This window comes from Aliiruegeria haliotis (assembly GCF_003003255.1).
GTDB classification, from domain to species: domain Bacteria; phylum Pseudomonadota; class Alphaproteobacteria; order Rhodobacterales; family Rhodobacteraceae; genus Tropicimonas; species Tropicimonas haliotis.
The window spans coordinates 809811-830519 of the sequence record NZ_PVTD01000001.1 but is presented as its reverse complement, the minus strand read 5'-3'; the positions used below and the strand labels follow the sequence as shown (position 1 = coordinate 830519).

General features: G+C 63.8%; 19 protein-coding genes. 2 read left to right on the top strand and 17 right to left on the bottom strand.

Annotated elements, in window-relative coordinates; all coding sequences use genetic code 11:
* Positions 1-106 precede the first annotated feature (106 nt).
* From recG to sciP, 4 genes are all read right to left on the bottom strand, one after another.
* Positions 107-2197, bottom strand: coding sequence for an ATP-dependent DNA helicase RecG (gene recG, locus CLV78_RS03750; RefSeq protein ID WP_106203393.1), 2091 nt, complete (start codon positions 2195-2197; stop codon positions 107-109).
* The gene (gene ligA, locus CLV78_RS03745) at positions 2194-4314 is read right to left on the bottom strand and encodes an NAD-dependent DNA ligase LigA (RefSeq protein WP_106203392.1); all 2121 of its coding nucleotides are present in this window, start codon (positions 4312-4314) and stop codon (positions 2194-2196) included. The genes recG and ligA overlap by 4 nt, the downstream gene beginning before the upstream one ends.
* Before the next feature lie 170 nt (positions 4315-4484).
* Positions 4485-5198, bottom strand: coding sequence for a response regulator transcription factor CtrA (ctrA, locus tag CLV78_RS03740; RefSeq protein WP_106203391.1), 714 nt, complete (start codon positions 5196-5198; stop codon positions 4485-4487).
* Positions 5199-5325: 127 nt separating this feature from the next.
* Complete coding sequence (sciP, locus tag CLV78_RS03735) at positions 5326-5610, bottom strand: CtrA inhibitor SciP (protein ID WP_106203760.1); 285 nt, start codon at positions 5608-5610, stop codon at positions 5326-5328.
* A gap of 125 nt (positions 5611-5735) precedes the next feature.
* Between sciP and mnmA the strand changes: the two genes are divergently transcribed.
* The gene (gene mnmA / locus CLV78_RS03730; protein WP_106203390.1) at positions 5736-6878 is read left to right on the top strand and encodes a tRNA 2-thiouridine(34) synthase MnmA; all 1143 of its coding nucleotides are present in this window, start codon (positions 5736-5738) and stop codon (positions 6876-6878) included.
* A gap of 16 nt (positions 6879-6894) precedes the next feature.
* Positions 6895-7974: an NAD(P)/FAD-dependent oxidoreductase gene (locus CLV78_RS03725; protein WP_106203389.1), complete on the top strand. Its 1080-nt coding sequence runs from the start codon at positions 6895-6897 to the stop codon at positions 7972-7974.
* A gap of 122 nt (positions 7975-8096) precedes the next feature.
* Here the strand turns inward: CLV78_RS03725 and lpxB are convergent, their stop codons facing one another.
* The 13 genes from lpxB to pyrH all read right to left on the bottom strand — a co-directional run bounded on the left by lpxB (position 8097) and on the right by pyrH (position 20652).
* A complete protein-coding gene (gene lpxB / locus CLV78_RS03720; RefSeq protein WP_106203388.1) occupies positions 8097-9263 on the bottom strand; it encodes a lipid-A-disaccharide synthase in 1167 nt (388 codons plus the stop codon).
* Positions 9263-10075 (bottom strand): LpxI family protein, encoded by an 813-nt coding sequence (locus CLV78_RS03715; protein WP_106203759.1) that lies wholly within the window; start codon positions 10073-10075, stop codon positions 9263-9265. Before CLV78_RS03715 ends, lpxB begins: the two co-directional genes overlap by 1 nt.
* A 5-nt stretch (positions 10076-10080) precedes the next feature.
* Positions 10081-10878, bottom strand: a complete 798-nt coding sequence (gene lpxA / locus CLV78_RS03710) for an acyl-ACP--UDP-N-acetylglucosamine O-acyltransferase (protein WP_106203387.1) — start codon at positions 10876-10878, stop codon at positions 10081-10083.
* Between the two features lie 4 nt (positions 10879-10882).
* Entirely contained in the window at positions 10883-11359 is a 477-nt protein-coding gene (gene fabZ / locus CLV78_RS03705; protein WP_106203386.1) for a 3-hydroxyacyl-ACP dehydratase FabZ, read from the bottom strand.
* Between the two features lie 150 nt (positions 11360-11509).
* Positions 11510-12238 (bottom strand): OmpH/Skp family outer membrane protein, encoded by a 729-nt coding sequence (locus CLV78_RS03700; protein ID WP_106203385.1) that lies wholly within the window; start codon positions 12236-12238, stop codon positions 11510-11512.
* Positions 12238-14643 (bottom strand): outer membrane protein assembly factor BamA, encoded by a 2406-nt coding sequence (bamA, locus tag CLV78_RS03695; RefSeq protein WP_245924821.1) that lies wholly within the window; start codon positions 14641-14643, stop codon positions 12238-12240. Before bamA ends, CLV78_RS03700 begins: the two co-directional genes overlap by 1 nt.
* A 121-nt stretch (positions 14644-14764) precedes the next feature.
* Positions 14765-14896, bottom strand: coding sequence for a hypothetical protein (locus CLV78_RS24730; protein ID WP_281261122.1), 132 nt, complete (start codon positions 14894-14896; stop codon positions 14765-14767).
* Between the two features lie 74 nt (positions 14897-14970).
* Positions 14971-16308: an RIP metalloprotease RseP gene (rseP, locus tag CLV78_RS03690; RefSeq protein ID WP_106203384.1), complete on the bottom strand. Its 1338-nt coding sequence runs from the start codon at positions 16306-16308 to the stop codon at positions 14971-14973.
* Positions 16309-16314: 6 nt separating this feature from the next.
* Positions 16315-17493, bottom strand: a complete 1179-nt coding sequence (gene dxr / locus CLV78_RS03685) for a 1-deoxy-D-xylulose-5-phosphate reductoisomerase (protein ID WP_106203383.1) — start codon at positions 17491-17493, stop codon at positions 16315-16317.
* Positions 17490-18308 (bottom strand): phosphatidate cytidylyltransferase, encoded by an 819-nt coding sequence (locus CLV78_RS03680; protein ID WP_281261121.1) that lies wholly within the window; start codon positions 18306-18308, stop codon positions 17490-17492. Before CLV78_RS03680 ends, dxr begins: the two co-directional genes overlap by 4 nt.
* A complete protein-coding gene (gene uppS / locus CLV78_RS03675; protein ID WP_106203381.1) occupies positions 18301-19026 on the bottom strand; it encodes a polyprenyl diphosphate synthase in 726 nt (241 codons plus the stop codon). The genes CLV78_RS03680 and uppS overlap by 8 nt, the downstream gene beginning before the upstream one ends.
* Before the next feature lie 40 nt (positions 19027-19066).
* Positions 19067-19633 (bottom strand): ribosome recycling factor, encoded by a 567-nt coding sequence (frr, locus tag CLV78_RS03670; RefSeq protein WP_106203380.1) that lies wholly within the window; start codon positions 19631-19633, stop codon positions 19067-19069.
* Positions 19634-19914: 281 nt separating this feature from the next.
* Positions 19915-20652 (bottom strand): UMP kinase, encoded by a 738-nt coding sequence (gene pyrH, locus CLV78_RS03665; protein ID WP_106203379.1) that lies wholly within the window; start codon positions 20650-20652, stop codon positions 19915-19917.
* Positions 20653-20709: the final 57 nt, after the last annotated feature.

Below are 20709 nucleotides of genomic sequence, written 5' to 3'. Positions count from 1 at the left end.
AAGTCCTGTGGGTTTTGAACTCTTGTGTTGTCTCTTTGTTCTCATTCCGGTGGCCAAAAGTAAAGAACTTTTTAAGAACATTTGCGAACATTACGTGTACTCGGGTCTAACCCACTGAAATCAGGCGGATTGCGCGATCCTGCTCCATCAACCACAGCAATACGCGCACGGCCTCTCCCCTCGGGCTTTCCAGTCCCGGGTCATCCGACAGGAGCTTCCGCGCGTCCTGTTGCGCCATCTGCATCAATCCCGCCTGCCGTTCGAGGTCGGCAACCCGGAACCTCGGCAATCCGGATTGGGCGGTTCCAATCAGATCTCCGGCGCCCCGGATCGCGAGGTCTTCCTCGGCAATGCGGAAACCATCCTCGGTTTCCCGCAGGATCTCCAACCGCTGTCGGGCGGTCTCTCCCAACGGACCCTGGTAGACCAACAGACAGGTCGAGGCCTCTGCACCACGTCCAACCCGCCCCCGCAGCTGATGCAATTGCGCCAGCCCGAAACTCTCGGCCCCTTCGATCACCATGATCGACGCATTCGGAACGTTCACGCCGACCTCGATGACTGTCGTGGCCACAAGGACGGATGTATCGCCGGCCACGAAGCGCGCCATCGCAGCGTCCTTTTCGGCCGGCGGCATCTGTCCATGCACGAGCCCCACGACCCCGTCGCCAAGCGCGGCCCTGAGGGTACGGAACCGGTCTTCGGCGGCCGCCATCTCCACCGTTTCGCTCTCTCCCACCAAGGGGCAAACCCAATAGGCCTGCCGCCCGGCCCCGATGGCCCGCCGCAAATGGTCGACGACCTCCTCGATTCGCCCGGCCGACACCAGCGCCGTCTTCACCGGTGTCCGTCCGGGCGGTTTTTCGTCCAGAACCGAGAGGTCCATGTCCCCGTATTGCGCCAACGCCAGCGACCGCGGGATCGGCGTCGCGGTCATCACCAGCACGTCCACGGCATAGCCCTTTGCGCCGAGTTCCATCCTTTGGGCGACGCCAAACCGGTGCTGTTCGTCAATGACGGCCAGCCGAAGATCGCGAAAGCTCACATCCTTCTGAAACACTGCATGTGTCCCGACCAGGATCTGGATATCGCCGCGCGCGAGCGCGGCCAGCTTGGCCTCCCGATCGCTCCCCTTGTCGCGTCCCGTCAACACCTCGATGACCACACCTGCCGCCTCCGCCAGTGGCCGGATGGATTCCAGATGCTGTCGTGCGAGGATTTCCGTCGGCGCCATCATCACGCCCTGCCCGCCCGCCTCCACCGCGACAAGCAACGCCATGACCGCGACGAGCGTCTTGCCCGCGCCGACATCCCCCTGCAGCAAACGGGTCATTCGCCGCGCGCCGGCCATATCCCCGGCAATCTCTGAAATGGCGCGGTCCTGTGCCCCAGTCGGCTCATAGGGCAGCGCGGCCCGAACCTTCGCCTGCAACACACCGGTGGATTTCGAGACACGCCCCTTGCCCCGGCGTTCGACGCTCCGCGCCAGCGCAAGTGTCACCTGATGCGCCAACAACTCGTCATAGGCCAGCCGCCGGCGCGCCGGGGCATCCGGCGACAGGTCCCGGCCATCATCCGGCGCATGGGCCGCCTGCACGGCATCCCGCCACGCCGGCCACCCTTCACGCGCCACAAGGGTCGGATCGATCCACTCCGCCAGGTCGGGCGCCCGCTCCAGGGCCGCACGCGCTGCCCGGGTCATCACCTTGAGAGTCACGCCAGCCGTCAACGGGTACACCGGCTCAAAGGGCGGAATATCGTCACCGTCCTCCGGGTCGAGAATATAGTCAGGGTGGACCATTTGCGCGACGCCATCAAAGACTTCGACGCGCCCGGACACCAAACGCCGCTGCCCGGTCGGCAGTTGTTTTTGCAGATAGTCAGGATGGGCATGGAAGAAAACCAGTTGGAGATCGGCTTCCGCATCCCTGACCGTCACACGATATGGCCCGCCGCGCCGACTGGCGGGCCGATGCTGCCCCACCAACACCTCCAGCGTGGCCGTGCACGGCGGTGTCAGCGCACGGACCGATGGCACCAGCCGCCGGTCCACCCCCGATTGCGGCAGCGTGAACAGCAGGTCACGCGGCTTTTCTATCTCGATCTGCTCCAGATGCCGGGCCGTTTTGGGACCGACACCCGGCAGCGATTCGATCGCCGCGAAGAGCGGGAACAGGATCGATGGACGACCGGTCATGAGCTGCCGATCAGCTCCAGCCAGGCGTCTTCGTCGAGAACCTCGATGTCGAGTTCTGCCGCCTTTCGCGCCTTCGAGCCGGCGCCCGGCCCCGCCACGAGAATGTCGGTTTTCTTCGAAACAGATCCCGACACCTTGGCCCCAAGGGCTTCGGCCCTGGCCTTCGCCTCGGCCCGGGTCATGCGTTCGAGCGTCCCCGTGAAAACAACGGTCTTCCCGGCAACCGGGCTCCCATCGAGAGATGGCGCCTCCACGTCCTCGATCTCCAGTTGCGCGGCCAATCGATCGATCATTTCCCGCTCTGCCGGCTGTGCGAAAGCTGTCACGAGAGACGTCGCCATGACCTCTCCGACCCCATCGATCGACAGCAAATCCTCCCAATCCGCGCCTTCACATTCGGCCGCGCCCTCCATCCCTTTCAGGAACGCATCCCAGGATCCGTAGTGCCGGGCGATGAGCGCCGAGGCGGCTTCGCCGACATGGCGGATCCCGAGCGCAAACAGAACCCGATTCATCGGTATTTTTCTTTTGTGGTCAATGGCTTCAAATAGGTTATTCGCGCTCCTTTCGCCCCAGCCGTCCCGGTTCCCAAGTTGCCGCAAACCGCCGGAAAACCTGTCGCGCATGCGGAAAATGTCCGCAGGCTCCCTGATCCACCCATCGGCATGAAACTGTTCGACCTGTTTCGCTCCCAGCCCCTCGATATCGAAGGCAGCCCTGGACACAAAGTGCTTCAGCTTCTCGACGGCCTGCGCCGCGCAGATCATACCGCCGGTGCATCGCCGAACCGAGTCACCCGCCTCCCGGATTGCGGCCGACCCGCAGATCGGACAGCTATCGGGAAAGCTGAAGGGCTCGGCATCGACCGGTCGACGTGCCAGATCCACGTCTGCGATCTTTGGAATGACATCCCCCGCGCGGTAGACCTGCACCCAGTCGCCAACCCGAATGTCGCGCCCCTCGCGAATTGGCTGGCCGTCACCCCCACGTCCGGCAATGTAGTCCTCGTTGTGCAGGGTCGCATTGGAGACCACCACGCCGCCAACGGTCACGGGCTTCAGGCGGGCGACGGGGCTCAGGGCGCCCGTTCGACCCACCTGAATGTCGATGCCTTCGAGCCGGGTCCAGGCGAGTTCGGCCGGAAATTTGTGCGCGATTGCCCATCGCGGCGTGGTTGACCGGAAGCCAAGACGGTCCTGGTAGGCCAGATCGTCGACCTTGTAGACGACGCCGTCGATATCGTAGCCCAGCGTGGCACGCTGCGCCTCGATGCTTTTGTAGTGTTCAAGCAGATCATCGACACCGGTGCAGCGACGGGTCAGCGGGTTGGTCGCGAATCCAAGGGTCGCAAGGCGCGCGATTGCGTCGGACTGGGTGTCGGCGAGCGGCGCGGAGACCTCGCCCCAGGCATAGGCGAAGAAGCGAAGCGGGCGTTGCCGGGTGACAGATGAGTCAAGTTGCCGAAGGGAGCCGGCCGCAGCATTGCGGGGGTTGGCGAAGGCCTTCTGGCCGCGCTCCGCCTGCCGCACATTGAGGGCGGCGAAGTCCGCGTGGCTCATATAGACCTCGCCCCGGACCTCAAGGACATCGGGCGCATCGACGAGGCTCTCGGGGATGTCCTCGACCGTTCCGGCATTGGCGGTCACGTTTTCGCCAACGGTCCCGTCGCCACGTGTCGCAGCCTGCACCAGTTTACCGCGTTCGTATCGCAGCGACAGCGACAGGCCGTCGATCTTCGGCTCGGCGGTATAGGCAAGCTCGGCATCTTCGGCGAGGCCAAGGTACTTCCGGATGGACCGGTCAAACTCCCGCACGTCATCGTCGGAAAAGGCATTCCCGAGCGATAGCATCCGGATGGAATGGGTGACCTTGGAGAATCCCTCCGCCACGGGGCCACCTACCTGCAGCGACGGGCTGTCGGAACGTACAAGCTCGGGGAAACGCGCTTCGATCTCCGCGTTCCGGCGTTTGAGGGCATCAAATTCGGCGTCACTCATGACCGGCATGTCAGCCGTGTGATACGCCCTGTTCGCGTCGGTCAGGAGATTGGCCAGGCGCGCAAGTTCATCCCGCGCGGTGGCTTGATCCATCGTCTCGATATCGGGGCCGTCGGTCATATCGCTCTCCGTTTGCCGCCCAGTGATAGGGCGGTGGCACGAAGCGGTCCAGATCCCCTGAACAAAGAAGCGGCGTGTCGAAGACACGCCGCGAAGTTTGCCACTGGGAGGGAAAATTTTTCGGCGGCGCCACCTCGGCCCCGAGATGGCGCGCCACCACTGCTCTTTGCTCAGGCGCCAAGGGCGACGCGTTGATCCATTTGTTGTGGTTCGGGGTCCCGCAGCACATAGCCACGCCCCCAGACCGTTTCGATGTAATTGTCGCCGCCGGTCGCCTGGCTCAGCTTCTTGCGCAGCTTACAGATGAACACGTCGATGATCTTGAGTTCCGGTTCGTCCATGCCGCCGTAGAGGTGGTTCAGGAACATCTCCTTCGTTAGCGTCGTTCCCTTGCGGAGGCTCAGGAGTTCCAGCATCTGGTACTCCTTGCCAGTCAGGTGAACGCCCTGCCCTTCCGCATCCACCGTTTTCGCGTCCAGGTTGACAGTGATCCGTCCCGTCTGGATCACCGATTGGGCGTGGCCCTTGGAGCGGCGAATGATAGCGTGGATGCGCGCAACCAGTTCCTCACGATGGAATGGCTTGGTGAGGTAGTCGTCGGCTCCGAAACCGAAACCCTTGATCTTGTTGTCGGTGTCATCGGCACCGGATAGGATCAATGTTGGCGTTTCAATGCGTGCCAGGCGCAACTGACGCAGGACCTCATGCCCGGTCATGTCCGGTAGCCCCAGATCCAGCAGGATCAGGTCATAATCGTAGAGCTTGGCCAGATCGATCGCTTCCTCGCCCAGATCGGTGCAGTAAACGTTCAAATTGGCATGGGTGAGCATCATTTCGATGCTCTTTGCCGTTGCCGGATCGTCTTCGACGAGGAGGACACGCATTCTTTCGTTACTCCGCTACTATCCCTTTGGTGCGACCATGGCCTCAATTGGTTAATCCGCGATTACCAAGACTGCGTTTGATCGCCTTCAATCAAAGGTTGCATTTTAACGAAGTAAGGGAACCTCGCTATTTTGGGGGAGTGCGGTACTTCTGAAGGCATGTCGACTTAAGAGCAACTTCGCCATGGAGGTTCACGGCCATGCGCCAGCTGTCGAATTCCTCCTCCGAAAGCCCGTATTTCGTCTTTGCCTCGTCGATTGTTATCAACCCGCCCGTGACCGCCTTGACGACGGCGGCCTTTCGGCTCGCGACCCATCGTCGGGTGTCGTCGGAGGGAAGATCGGCGCGGGTCATGATACTTCCATCCGGAAGCGTCACGGCACGAGGACCATCGATCTTCTTGATAAACATGAGCAGCACTCCCATCTCACCACTGCCCGGCACCCTGAGCCGGCGCACTTAAGGAGTGGTGAAACCGGGACTTGAGAGTATATCCAATTTTCCTATAGTCTCGCGCTTCCCGACCCGGAGCCCCTATGCCCCTAGACGCAGATACCCCGCTGAACTCTCTCGGCTTTGCCAAGCCGCCCGCAGACACACGAGTCGTTGTCGCCATGTCCGGTGGCGTCGATTCCTCTGTCGTGGCCGCTGAACTGGCGAGCCAGGGCTACGATGTCGTGGGCGTGACCCTCCAGCTTTACGATCATGGCGCGGCGCTGGCAAAGAAAGGCGCCTGTTGCGCCGGCATCGACATTCACGATGCCCGACGCGTCGCCGAGGAGATGGGCTTTCCGCACTACGTTCTGGACTACGAGAACATCTTCAAGGAAACCGTCATAGACGAGTTCGCCGACAGCTACCTTGCCGGGGCCACGCCGGTGCCCTGCATCCGCTGCAACGAGCGGGTGAAGTTCAAGGACCTGTTGCAGACCGCGAAGGATCTCGACGCGGATTGCATGGCCACGGGCCACTACATCCAGCGCAAGATCGGCGACCGGGGGCCTGAGCTGCACGCTGGAGCCGATCCGCGGCGCGACCAGTCCTATTTCCTGTTCTCCACCACGCCGGAGCAACTCGACTACCTGCGATTTCCGCTCGGGCACCTCGCCAGCAAGGAAGATACCCGCGCGCTGGCGAAGAAACACGGGCTGGTGGTTGCGGACAAGCCCGACAGTCAGGACATCTGCTTCGTCCCCGACGGCAACTACGCGTCGGTGATCGAGAAGCTGCGCCCCGGTGCCGGTGAACCCGGCGAGATCGTGCACATGGACGGGCGCGTTCTGGCGCAGCACGACGGTGTCATCCACTACACGATCGGTCAGCGGCGCGGCCTTGGCATTGGCGGGCTGTCAGTGCCGCTCTACGTTGTCCGGCTCGACCCCGACGCGCGGCAGGTCGTGGTCGGCCCTAAGGAGGCGCTCTCCACCCGCATCGTGCCGGTCCGCGAAATCAACTGGCTGGGGGATGAGCCCTTCGAGGCGCGCGCCGAATGGCCGCTGTCGGTCAAGGTGCGGTCGACCCGTCCACCGCGGGAGGCGATCCTGCGCCCCACCGGGCCAACCACGGCGGAGGTGGAGCTCTTTACGCCGGAAGAAGGCGTATCGCCGGGCCAGGCCTGCGTTTTCTATGACACCGACAGCACCCGCATCTACGGCGGTGGCTGGATCTGGCGCGGCTGATGCCCAAGGAGACCCAATGCCCCATGTGATCATCGTCGGCGGCGGCTATATCGGCGCGGAACTTGCCCGCGAACTCGACCACCACATGGACGTGACGCTGGTGGAGCCGCGGGAGGCCTTCGTCCACACCCCGGTGATGATCCGGGGTGTGGCCGTGCCCGAACTGGTCGAGCAGGCGCTCTTTCCCTACGACCGGCTGCTGACCAACGGCGTGGTCCGGCGCGCGCGAGTCTGTTCCGTGCAGGGCACGGGCGTCACGCTGGAGGACGGCACGGAGATTTCCGGCGACTACATCGTCATCGCTACCGGCTCTTCCTACGCGGCCCCCTTCAAGCCCGAAAACGCGGAGGTCGGCGGCCTGATCAAGGCCCAGAAGGACGCCCATGCGGCACTGCGCGACGCAGGCCACATCGCCATCGTCGGCGCAGGGGCCGTGGGGACCGAGCTCGCCGGTGAGATCAAGGTGGCGCATCCGTCCAAGACGATCACCCTCATCTCCGACCTTCCCAGCCTGTTCCCGGAATATCCTGCACGGCTGGGGCGCGAGCTGCGGCGCAAGCTGCACATGCTGGGCGTTGAAGTGATCCTCGACCAGCATGTCGAGAACCTTGCCTCGACGACCCGCCCCTTCAAGGACCCGCTCGTTCTGCGGACCGGCACGGAAATCCCCGCCGACGTCGTCTTTCCCGCCATCGGCGCGCGGCCGAACACGGACCTGCTCCGGGACTTGCCGGGCACCCACCAGCAGCCCGACGGCCGAATCCTCTCAGACCGCCGCATGCGCCCCTCCGACCTGCCGAACGTCTTTGCCGCCGGTGACGCGGTGGATATGGGCGACCCGATGACGATTGTCGGCACGTCCCGACAGGTGCTGTGGCTGATAAAGACGCTCAAGGCCGTGGCCCGCGGCAAACCGGTGGAGCGGTGCCTGCCCTACGGCCCGTGGCGCAAGGCGCCGATCCTTGTCCCGCTTGGACCGCAGCTCGGAAACAGCTACCTGCCCCCGGCAACGGTCGGCAATGCGCTGACCCGCCAGGTCAAGGGGAAGCAACTCTTCCTGCCGAAATATCGCAAATTGTTCCGAACCGGCACTTGAGACCTGCCAAGGGCCGACCTGGCAGTGCCTCTCGTGGTGATTGCAGACGGACACACCCTCTGGTGGACCTGTATTCTCGCCGGGATGGGATCTGACGCCCGGTCCCTGCCCGTTCGAACGTCCTAGCGGCGATCCAGCCCGTCCAGAACCGCACGCGCGGCCCGAAGCCCCGGCGCATCCTGTCCGCGCCCCAGCCGGTCCATGGAAAGTGCCATCGCCGCGTGTTGCGAGGCGCTGTCACGCAGCACGTCCAGCACCGCCGGCGCGAGATCCTCCGCCTTGCACGCCTTGCCAAGAAACTCCGGCACAGCCCGCGTTTCCGACACGAGGTTGACCAACGTGACGGTGTCCACCAGCAGCATTCGCGTGATGTAGACCCGATTCAACCAGGCACCGTCATATCCGATTACCATCGGCGTATCCGCAGCCGCCAGTTCCAGCGACACCGTGCCCGACGCCGCCAGCGCCACGTCGGCGGCACGGAAGGCGGCGCGTTTTTCTGCCAGCACCACCGCCTCGTCCCGCCCGCGCGGGTCCAGCAGGATCGGCCCGCAGGGCCAGTCGCCCACGACTTCTTGTGCAAGGTCTGCGCGTGCCGCGACCGTGGGCACCACGACCCTCGCATCCGGAACCGACTCCACGACCCGCGCAAGCGCGTCCCCGAAGATCGGGCCCAGCTTGGCGATCTCCCCCCGGCGCGACCCGGGCAGGCCGAGGATCAGCGGCGCGTCCGGCGCAATCCCATGGCGCTCCCGAAAGGCCAACGCCGCCGCCGCATCCGCCTGCGGCTCCGCCACGACCGGATGACCGACGAAATCACAGCGCATTCCCACGGCTTCCATGTAGGGTGGCTCGAAGGGCAGCAGTGCCAGCACCTGGTCGATGTCCGGCGCCATTTTCTTTGCTCTGCCAGGACGCCAGGCCCAGACCGTCGGGGCCACGTAGTGCACTGTGTGCTGCTCCGGCGCCGCCTTGCGCACCAGCTTCGCCACGCGAAGACTGAACTCGGGGATGTCGATGGTGATCAGCGCATCGGGCGCCATTTGAACCACCTCGGCGGCGGTTTCCTGGATCCGGCGCTTCAGGTCGAAATACTTCGGCAGGATTTCCGACAGGCCGACGACGGACAGTTCCGACATCGGGAACAGGCTCTTCATGCCCTCGGCTTCCATGAGCGGCCCACCGATGCCGTGGAACTCCACGCCCGGTGCGAGTTGCTTGAGCCCCGCCATCAACGCAGCACCCAGCTTGTCACCAGAGGGTTCGCCCGCCACCAGGAACAGCCGCATCACCCTGTCTCCTCAGCCCGTGCCCAAAGGAAGAGCCCCAGCCGGTCGGCTTCGGCGGTCGCCTCGTCGCGGTCCAGCACCATGACACTTCCGGCAACGATCGCCACGCCCCGCAGACCTGCGCGCGCCGCAGCCCGCATCGTGTCCGGCCCGATGGCCGGCAGATCGACGCGGCGATCCTGATTGGGTTTCGGTCCTTTCAAAAGCACACCACCGTCCGGTAGCCCCTCCCGGTTGGCGGCCAGCGTGGACAGCATCCAGTCCGTGCCCGGCATGGCCTCTATCGCCAGCGCCTGACGTCGCGACACGACGCAGCCCTGCCCGACATCGAGCGCGCCCAGCGTGCGGACGATGTCCGCGGCGCGAGCGGCGTCCTGCCGGTCATCGTCGCTGGGCTGGACCTGCCCCAACACGCCCTCGGCGGGGAGGAGGCCCGGGATGATCTCATGCGCGGCCCGCACCGCCATGCCGCGGCTCTCGAACAGCTCCAGAACCACGCGCAGCGCGCCATCGTCTCCCTTGCCAAGCGCAGACAGGAACTTTGGCACCAGCGGCGCCGTGGCCAGGTCGAGCTTGCTCGGCTCCAGCTTCGGGCGGCGTATGCCACCGGCAAAACAGACCTCCGATGCGCCACGCTTCTGAAGTTTTCTGAGCAACCCGCCCAGAGTCTCCAGCCGGAAGACCAGATCCGGCTCCAACGCCCCCGGCGGGGCATCGTGGTAGGCGCAATAGATCACCTCGCGCCCCTCGGCGCGCACGGTCTCGGCCACCAGTTGCGGCAACCGTCCCTGGCCCGCGATCAACGCCAGCACGTTGTTCACTCCGGAACGATGAAAGAGCGGTCGGATTCGCCGGTGATGAAGTCGACGATCTTCTGGACATACTCGTTGTCGCTTTCGGCGCCGACACGTTTCGCACGTTCCTGGAAGGTGCCTTCACCTTCAACGAGGCTCTTGTAGGCGGCACGAAGCTCCGCGATGTCGATTCGCTCCAGGCCGCGCCGCTTCAGCCCGACCAGGTTCAGCCCGACGACATGGCCGCCCTCGCTGTTGACCATGGCGAAGGGCATCACGTCCTTGTCGACCTTGCTCAGGCCGCCGATGATCGCGCCCTGCCCGATCCGCACCCATTGATGCACGCCGGAGATGCCGCCGATGATGACATCGTCCTCGATCCGGCAATGCCCGGCGATGCCGACATTGTTCACAAGGATCACGCGGTTTCCGACCCGGCAATCATGCGCGACATGGACCCCGGCCATCAGCAGGCAATCGTCGCCGATCGAGGTGATGCCGCCGCCGCCTTCGGTGCCGGGGTTGATGGTCACATGCTCCCGGATCCGGTTGCGCGCGCCGATCACAAGACAGGTGTCCTCCCCGTGGAACTTGAGATCCTGCGGGATCTCCCCGATCACCGAGAACGGAAAGATGATGGTGTCGTTGCCGATCGTCGTATCCCCGGTGATGACGACATGGGACTTGATCTCCACGCCTTCCGCCAGTTTCACCTTTGGTCCGATCACGGAGAACGGTCCGATCCTTACGCCGGGGCCAATCACGGCCCCCTCGTCGATCACTGCCTGTGGGTGAATGCGGGCCGTTGGGTCGATGCTCATCGGATCAGCCCTTCGTCTCGCTCTTCGGAAGCTGGACCATGGCAGAGAACTCCGCCTCCGCCGCCAGTTCCCCGTTCACCAGCGCCTTGCCCTCGAACTTGCCGATCCGCGAGCCGGCGCGCTTGACCGACACGTGCAGTTCCAGAACGTCGCCGGGCACCACTGGGCGCCGGAACTTGGCCTTGTCGACAGTCGTGAAGTAGATCATCAACTCTTCGGTGATCCCGCGCGACAGGCCGATGAGAACCGCGGATGTCTGCGCCATGGCCTCGATGACAAGGACGCCGGGCATCACCGGATGCCCCGGGAAGTGGCCTTGGAAATGCGGTTCGTTGAAGGTCACGTTCTTGATGCCCACGGCGCTCTTGTCGGCCACGACGTCACGCACGTGGTCGATCAACAGGAACGGGTACCTGTGGGGCAGGATCTTCAGGATGGTCTCGTGATCCGCCTCGATCAGCGGGCTCGGGGTCTCGGTCATCTCTCGGCGCCTTGGCTCTGTGGGCCGGGCGGCATTCATGCGCCCGTGGTTCTAGGCGTCCTACACGCCCCGCACGGCCACGACAAGCCAGCGAGACCGAGCATCTGTCGGGGACGACCCATCACACGCCCGGCGCGTGCCGGCACCGGGTCACTCCTCGGGGGGCTCCGGAAGGCTGAGTGCGGTCGGGTCGGGAAGGTCGTCGGTCTCAGGATCCACCGCTTCGAGTTCCTGTTGCAGCGCATCTTCCATAGCGTCGTCTTCCGGCGTCTTGCCGTCACCTATGGCGGCGTCGATCCGGGCAATGGCCTCGTCCGTGACGTCCACCTGTTCCACCGCCAGCACCAGCGCCCTGTCGTCGAGGATCGCGACCGCGTTCGACTCGCGCAGCAATTCCAGCAGGATCGGCAGGACCCGTTGCGAGAAGGTCCGCCGCTCACGTTCCCGCAGACGTTGCAACGACCGGATGCGGGCATCCTGTTCGGCGCGCAGGGTCGTGACCTTCTCGTCGAAGGCATCGGCCAGTTCGCGGAACTCCGCGGCCGGGAGGTCGGCACGCTGCTCCGTGAGCGACCGTTCCTCCTCCGCAAGTTCGGTGGAAATCACCCGGTTGCGCTCCGCCAGCGCCACGGAGATCCGATCGAACTCCGACACAAGCCGCTGCCCGTACAGGGTCTCGCTAAAGAGCCGCTCCTGATCGAGGGTCAGAAGGGGGGCCTGCATGTCTCCGGTTGGACCACCGACTTCGACCCCCATGCTGAACCCGCCCTGCGCCACGGCCGACACCGCACAGAAGCCCGCCGGCAGGGCCACTGAAACCACAAGGCCCGCGGCGCCGAGCGCACCGCGGACCCTGGATCTGTAGTCGTGTCCTGCCATCAGAAACGCGTGGAGACCGTGAACTCGAAGTTCTGCTCCTCGTCGTACTCTTCCTTGATCAACGGACGCGAGAAGTTGAACCGCAGCGGGCCAAGCGGCGTGTCCCAGAAGATGGAGACACCGGCGGCAGAGCGCAGGTAGAACTTGTCATCAACCTCGTCGTCGCCATCCGGGCCACCATTGGTGTTGTCCAGCCCCCAGACCGAGCCGATATCCCAGAAGACACCGCCAAGGATCCCGTATTCCTCGGGCAGCCCGAGCGGGAAGTCGGCCTCCAAACGTGCCACGGCAAAGGTGTTGCCGCCCAGCACGTCCTCGTTTTCGACCGCGAGATCCCGTGGGCCGACGCCATTGGGCTCGAAGCCGCGGATCTTGTTGGACAGCGTGTAGCGTTCGATAATCCGGCTGTCGCCGCCCTCGTAGACCACCGCACCACCTTCCAGTTCGGCCCGAAGGGTCACTTCCTCGTTCCAGATCGCCTTTCGGGCGCGGAGCAGCGCCTCGGAGCGGACATAGCTCGCGCCATCGTCCCGGACCCCGAAATCCTGGCTCCAGCGCAGCACGATGCCAGCCGTCGGGTCGAGCCCGGTGGAAAGGGTTTCGTAGGTGAGCGTGTAGCCGATCGAACCGCCGTAGAGACCGCCGAGGTTCTGTTCCTGTTCCAGCACGTTGGAAGAGCCGGTCCTGAATTCGTCTTCCGGTGTGGTCGGATCGTCAGGCGTACCGGTGTCGACACCGAAGACCTCGCCGTATTCCAGCGCCACTCGCGTGCCAAGCCGCCACCGCTCCGTGAGCGGGAAATTAAATGTCGGCCGGAAGAGCCCGCGCTTGGTGTTGTAAAGCGAGTTGTCCTGTTCGGTTTCGCGGTAGAAGGCGTTCAGACCGGCCGAAACGTCTCGTCCAAGGAATGCGGGCTCGTTGAAGTTGAAGCCGAAGGTCGATGTCTGCCCGGTGGTCCCGAGGTCAAAGCCCAAAGACTGGCCCCGCCCCAGGAAGTTCCGCTCGCTGAAGGTGATATTGAAGCCAATGCCCGAGTTGGTCGAGTAGCTGGCACCGAAGCCGAGCGACCCGGTGGGCTGTTCCTCGACATCCACATCGACGATGACCCGGTCCGGCGACGTGCCGTCACGGGCTTCCACGGCGGCGTCGGCGAAGAAACCGAGGCTGCGGATTCGTTCCGCCCCTTCGCGGATCTCCCGAGGGTTGAACGGATCGCCCTCCACCGACGCGAACTGGCGCCGGATCACACGGTCAAGTGTCGTGGTATTGCCTTCGATGTCGATCCGCTCGACGAACACGCGCGGGCCGCGCGAGATAACGTAGTTCACGTTCAGGCGCAGGTTGCGGCTGTCACGGGTGATGCGCGGCTCGATGCGGATGAAGTTGAGGCCCTGTTTCACGGCCAGACGTTCCAGACGCGCGATGTCGGTATCGATCGGCGTCGGCGAATAGACGATGCCGGGGCGCACCTTGATCGCGTTCAGATAGGCATCGGTGTCGATCTCCGGCAGTTGGGAGCTAACCGAGACCTCGCCGATCCGGTACTTGTTCCCCTCGCGCACATTGAAGGTCACGAGGACCCCCCGGCGGTTGCGGTCCACCTCGTTGGTGACGGCCAGAACCTGGAAGTCGACAAAACCGCGCGACTGGTAGAAATCCGTCAGCAACTGCTTGTCGAACTCGATACGATCCTCGATCAGCGTATCGGCGCCAACCAGTTGCCGGAAGATGCCCGCCTGCTTGGTCTGAAGCACACGCCGCAGGCGATAGTCGGAATAGGAGCGGTTTCCGACGAAGGAGATCCGCTCCACCTCGCTGACCCGTCCCTCGCGGACCTCGAACACCAGGTCGACGCGATTGTCGGAGCGGCGGATGATCTTCGGCGTCACGTTGGCAGCGTAGCGACCGCTCTGGCGGTAGGCCTCCGCGATCGCCGCGGCATCGGCCTCAGCCGCAGATGGCGAATAGACGCGCCGCGTTCTGGACTGAATGATTTCTTCCATTGCCTCATCATTGAGGCGCCGGTTGCCCTCGAAGGCGATCTGGTTGATCGTCGGGTATTCCTTGACGCGGATCACGAGGGTGTTGCCCTGCGGGACCAGTTCGACACTTTCGAACAGCCCTGTGCCTGCGATCCCCTGAAACGCGTCGTTCAGCCGCCCTGCGCTGACCGTCTCGCCACGACCGATTCCCGCGTAGGTCACAATCGTCGAGGCATCGACGCGCTGGTTCCCCTCGATTTCAACATTGTTGAACCGATAGGTCTGCGCGTTTGCATACGTTGCGGCGAAGCCACTCAGAACGAATAGAAATATCGTGAAAATCCAGGCAGCCGGTGTGGAGATCCGTGTTCCACTTCCGTCCCGGGCGTGCCTGCTCGTGCCGCCCGATTTTTTCTTTGTCATGCTCCGCTCCCCAAGGGCGAGGTTCTTAAATTACCTCTTTGCTAGCGATCATCGCATGTCTTGTCAAAACGACAAAGGGCGACGCATCAGCGCCGCCCCACGGGACAGGTCTGGGCTGGTGTCAGCCTATGAGCGAGCCAAGGGCCGCGCCGCCGAGCAGGGCTGCGGCGATCGTGCCGATATAGAACAGTCGATCCCAGTTCAGTTCGACCAGTAGGCTCAAGCCCTGATATCCAGCGTTGATGGCCTGCATTGGATAATCCTCGCATAGTATCCTGCGACAATTCATAGCCGATGATTGTGTCTCAATTTGGGCGGAGTGACCCGTCAGGGACAGAACAGGTCGTTCGTGAGGGCAAAGACCATGAGGCTCAGCATCAACGTCAGCCCGACCCCCATCAAAACCCGCAGGGCGCCGTCACTGGGCGGTTTGCCCGCAATCGCCTCGTAGGCGTGGAAGACCAGGTGGCCGCCATCGAGCACGGGAATCGGAAAGAGGTTCAGCAGCCCCACCGCCGTGCTGAGCACCGCGATGAACCAGATGAAGTTGGATGCCCCCTGGCTCGCGGCCGCGCCGCTGGTCTCCGCAATGCCGATTGGCCCGCGCAGATTGCACGACGAAATGGCGCCCGTCACCATGTGCCACAGGCCCGACAAGGAGGACTGGACGATGAACACCGTCTGGTCGACGCCATATTGCAGCGCTTCCACGGGGCCGGGCCGTTCCGTGCCGGGGGTGAAGGCCAGCCCACCGGTCATGCCGATGAGCCAGCGGGTCTCGAACCCGCCCTCGCCGGTGGGCATGTCGACCCGCCGTGGGGCCAGCACAAAGTCCAGCGTCTCGCCATCGCGCCAGACGTCGATCTGCAACGCCTTGCCATCGGAGGCCGCGACGATGTCCTGAAGTTCGCGGAAGGCCGTGATCGGCTGGCCGTCGACCGCAACGATCACGTCGCCGATCTCGATGCCGGCATCCATTGCCGCCGAACCGGCCTGAAGCCCCTGAACCAGCGGCGGGAAGGGATAGGCGGCCTCGACAACCCTGCGCTCCCCTGCCCGTTCGATCCCGTATTCGGTCAGCGGACCGACCGGAAGTTCCCGAATGGCGGCGATGAACGCCTCGTAGGTCGCGACCTCCTGCCCGCCGACGGACAGGATCGTGTCGCCCTGTTGCAGCTTCTGGACCTCTGCCGGCAGCGGCACATATTCACCGACTTCGACCGGTTCCTTCGGCGTGCCCTGCACCAGCACCATGGCGCCAAAGACGAGAATCGACAGGATGAAGTTGAACACCGGACCGGCGGCCACCGTCGCGGCCCGCGCCCAGAGCGGTGCCCCGTGCATCGTATGCCGCTTGGTTTCCTCGTCCAGATCCTCGTAGGTGTCAGACGCCTTGTCGCTCGCGGCACTTGCATCGCCGAGGAACTTCACGAACCCGCCGAAGGGCAAGGCCGCAAGCTGCCACCGGGTGCCGTGCCTGTCGGTCCGCGAAAACAGCACTGGCCCGAACCCGATCGAGAAGACCTCGGCCTTGATGCCGGACCACTTGCCGACGATGTAATGCCCGTACTCGTGGACAAAAACGATGACGCTCAGGGCGACGACAAAGGCGGCCAGTGTCCAAAGAACACCGCCGAATTCGGGAATCAGCGAGGTCATTTCCATCCTTGTTCAGGCATTCATTGCGACGTGCGCGGCCAGTTCAGAGGCCCGCTTCCGTGCCACATGGTTTGCTTCGGTGACAGCATCAAGGCACATCCGGTCACATTTCAGGGCACCGTCGCGTTCCATGGCCTCGAGCACCGCCTCGACGACGCTTGCCATGTCGGTGAACCGGATCTCCCGCGCGAGGAAGGCATCGAGCGCCTGTTCCTTGGCGGCATTGAACGCGGCACCGGCAAGACCGCGAATCTCCATGACGTGACGGGCCAGCCGCAGCGCCGGCCAACGCGCCTCACAGGGTTCGCGAAAATCGAAACGCCCGATCTTCACGAGGTCCAACCGCTCTACCGGCAGGCTGCGCCGTTCTGGGTGATGCAGCGCATAGCCGATGGCATGGCGCATGTCCGGCGGCCCGACATGGGCCATCAACGCGCCGTCATTGAACCCGACAAGCGCGTGGATCATCGACTGCGGGTGAACCACGACCTCGATCTGTCTCGGCTCAAAACCGAAAAACTCACGTGTCTCAATAACTTCCAGAGACTTGTTGAACATGGACGCGGAATCGACCGTGATCCGTTGCCCCATATCCCAGTTCGGATGCGAAGAGGCCTGTTCCGGTGTCGCCCGGGCAAGATCCTCTAGCGGCCAATCGCGGAATGCCCCGCCCGATGCTGTCAGGATAACCCGCTCGACGGCAGAAAGATCCTCGCCGACGAGCGCCTGCGCGACTGCACTGTGTTCGCTGTCGACCGGCAGCACCTCGGCTCCATGCGCCTTGGCCGTGCCCATCAGCAATTGGCCCGCACAGACCAGCGACTCCTTGTTGGCCAAGGCCAGCGTCGCTCCCTGCTCCAGAGCCCGCAGCCCCGGCGGCAAACCCGCCGCGCCGACAATCGCCGACATGACCCAGTCGGCCGGCCGCGAGGCCGCCTCCTCGATCGCTTCGGGTCCGGCCGCCACCTCCACGCCAGAACCTGAAAGGTGGCCTGCAAGTTCTTCTTTTTTCTCCGGAAAACACGTCACCGCGACTTCCGCACCAAGCGAGATTGCCTGCTCGGCCAACCGTTTCACATTGCGCCCGCCACTCAGGGCAACAATCCGGTATTCTTCCGGCGCGCGTTCAATCAGGTCCACGGTGTTTTCGCCAATCGAGCCCGTTGCTCCGAAGATCGAAACACGTCTCATATGTTCACCCGCGGCACGTCGACAATAAGAGCCAGAAGCAGCATGAAGAGCGAGGCCCCCAGAAGCCCGTCGAACCGGTCGAACAGCCCTCCATGGCCGGGGATCAACGAGGAACTATCCTTCACCCCCAGGCGTCGCTTGAGCGCGCTTTCCATAATGTCCCCGGCCTGCGAGGCCATGGACAGCAACATGGAAATCCAGATCAGGTCGCGCCCGGAATCCGTGAAGGTCAGGAACAATGCGCCAACCAATCCGGCGCCGATCCATCCGGCTGCGGTCCCCGACCATGTTTTCTTGGGACTGATTGCGGGCCAGAATTTCGGTCCGCCAAAATGCCGTCCGGCAAAATACCCCGCGACGTCGGTGACAACGACGACAATGACCATCCAGAAAAGCCAGGTGCCGCCAAAGGAGTCCCGTGCGGTCACGAGGCCCCAACCGGCAATGGTGATGCCAAGTGCGAACAGGAAAAAGGTAAACCTTTCCCGTGGCATGACCGCCGATCCTGCGACAGCGGGAACAAGGAGGAGAAGCAGATGCCAGTCCGGCGCCTGTGACAGCAGTCCAGAAATGACGGAGGCGCTGAAGGCCGCCAGAAGCATCGACCCCACGTCCCAGCCCGGGCGGATCATCCGGGCCAGTTCCCAGATCATGACCGCCGTGACGAAGACAACGAGCATCTGGAACCAGACGCCGCCAAGGCGGATCCCGACGATGCCGACGGCGACCATGCACAGCCCCGTCCAGGTCCGGGCATTCAGGTCGGACCAGCGGTTGCCCGCCGGCGCAGGTGTCTTTTCGGGGGTGTCAGCCAAGGACCGCACCATAGCGCCGCTCCCGCTTGCCGAACCCGGCAAGCACCTCGGCGAATCTCTCGGCCGTGAAGTCGGGCCAGAGCGTGTCGATGAACTCGTACTCCGAATAGGCCGACTGCCACAGGAGGAAATTGGAGATCCGCGCCTCGCCGCTGGTGCGGATCACCAGGTCGGGGTCGGGCAGCGTGTGCGTGTCGAGGAAACGGCCCAGGGTCTCCGCATCGACCTCTTCCGGGTCGATCCTGCCGGCGGCCACTTCACGGGCGAGGCGGCGGGTCGCGCGGGTCACCTCGTCCCGCCCCCCGTAGTTGAGGGCGATGGTCAGGTGAACGTCGTCATTGTCCTTGGTCAGGTTTTCAAGATCATCCATCAGTTTGACCAGTTTCGGATCGAGCCGATCCCTGTCACCGATGAACCGCACCCGGACCCGCTTGGACAGCAACCGCTGCGCCTCCTTCAGGATGTAACGACGGAACAGCGTCATGAGTCCCGTCACCTCGGCCTGGGTCCGTTTCCAGTTCTCGGTCGAGAACGCGAAGATGGTCAGATAGCGCACACCGAGGTCCGGGCAAGCCTCGACAATCTCGCTCACACGTCGCGCGCCAGCCTGGTGGCCGAAAAGGCGCGGTCGCCCGCGGGCCGTTGCCCACCGACCATTGCCGTCCATGATGATGGCTACATGTTCCGGGGCCGTTTGGCTTCGGTCGGTGGAGGGCATGAATGGCCCCTTTCGCTCCTGGAAAATACGCGGGCGCAGGTCAGACCTGCATTATCTCTTCCTGCTTGTTCTCCAGCGAGGTGTCGACGAGCTTGATATGCTTGTCCGTCATCTCCTGAATGTCGTCATGCCAGATCCGTTCCTCGTCCTCGGGCATCCCGTCGGACTTGGCCTTCTTGAGCTGGTGCATGCCGTCCTGGCGGACATTGCGGATCGCGATACGCGCGTTCTCCGCATAGCTGGCGGCGACCTTGGACAACTCGCGCCGGCGCTCCTCGTTGAGCTCGGGGATCGGCAGGCGGATGATGGTGCCGTCGACCACCGGGTTGATGCCCAGGCCGCTCTCGCGCAGGGCTTTCTCGGCCTTGGAGACCATGCTCTTGTCCCAGATGTTGAGCGTGATCATCCGCGGTTCCGGCACGTTCACGGTGCCGACCTGATTCAGTGGCGTCATCGCGCCGTAGGCTTCCACCTGTATCGGGTCGAGCATCGAGGCCGAGGCCCGGCCTGTCCGCAGCGAGAGGAATTCGTTCTTCAGCGCCTTGATGGCCCCGTCCATACGGTGCTTCAGGTCATCGATGTCCGGTTCTGTATACTCTACGGTCATGTGCCTGTTTCCCTTCCAAGCATCTCGTTTGTTCGCAACGGTTCTAACGCCGGGTCGGACGATTGTATAGGTTTCAAAACCGCGCTGCCTGACCCGCTCCCCCACGCTTCGCGGGACCCGCGCGCCGAAGGCGCGCCCGGCCCAACCGGCGGGTCACATCCATGATGTGGCGCTCCGGGCGGGAACGCCCGCCTCCGCCATTCGGTGACAGTGCGTTCTGCCGGGCCCAGCCAGCCACGCGGGCACTGCTTTCAGGGTGATCGCTGCCCCTTGGGAACGGCTCAGCCCTGGACCCGGGTATAGGTCCCCTCGCCCGCCAGAATGCCGCGGAATCCTCCGGGCTCGTCCAGCGAGAACACGATGATCGGCAGGTTGTTGTCCCGGGCCAGCGCGATTGCCGAGGCATCCATGACCTTCAGCCGCTTGGCAAGGCATTCATCGTAGGTGACATTGTCGTACCGCACCGCATCGTCGAACTGCACCGGGTCCTTGTCGTAGATCCCGTCGACCTTGGTGCCCTTGAAGATCGCCTCGCAGGCCATCTCGTTTGCGCGCAATGTCGCCGCCGTGTCGGTTGTGAAATAGGGGTTGCCGGTGCCTGCGGCGAAGATACAGACACGTTTCTTTTCGAGGTGCCGGACGGCGCGACGGCGAATGTAGGGCTCGCAGACCTCGTCCATGCGGATGGCGGAGATCACGCGGGTGAACACCCCGAGTTCTTCCAGCGCCGACTGCATCGCAAGCGCGTTCATCACCGTGGCCAGCATGCCCATGTAGTCGGCCGTGGTCCGTTCCATCCCCTGCGCCGACCCCGAGAGCCCGCGGAAGATATTTCCGCCGCCGATCACCATGCAGATCTCGACCCCGAGATCATGGACCGATTTCACCTCGTTGGCGATGCGCTGGACGGTTGGCGGATGAAGACCGAAGCCCTGGTCGCCCATCAGCGCCTCTCCGGAAATCTTCAGAAGCACCCTCTTGTAGGTCGGCTTCTGTTGATCCACTGCATCGTCCAACATATCAAAACCCCCTGATCCGGCTCAGGCGCCTTCCTGTCGGAAAAACGCGCCGGCATC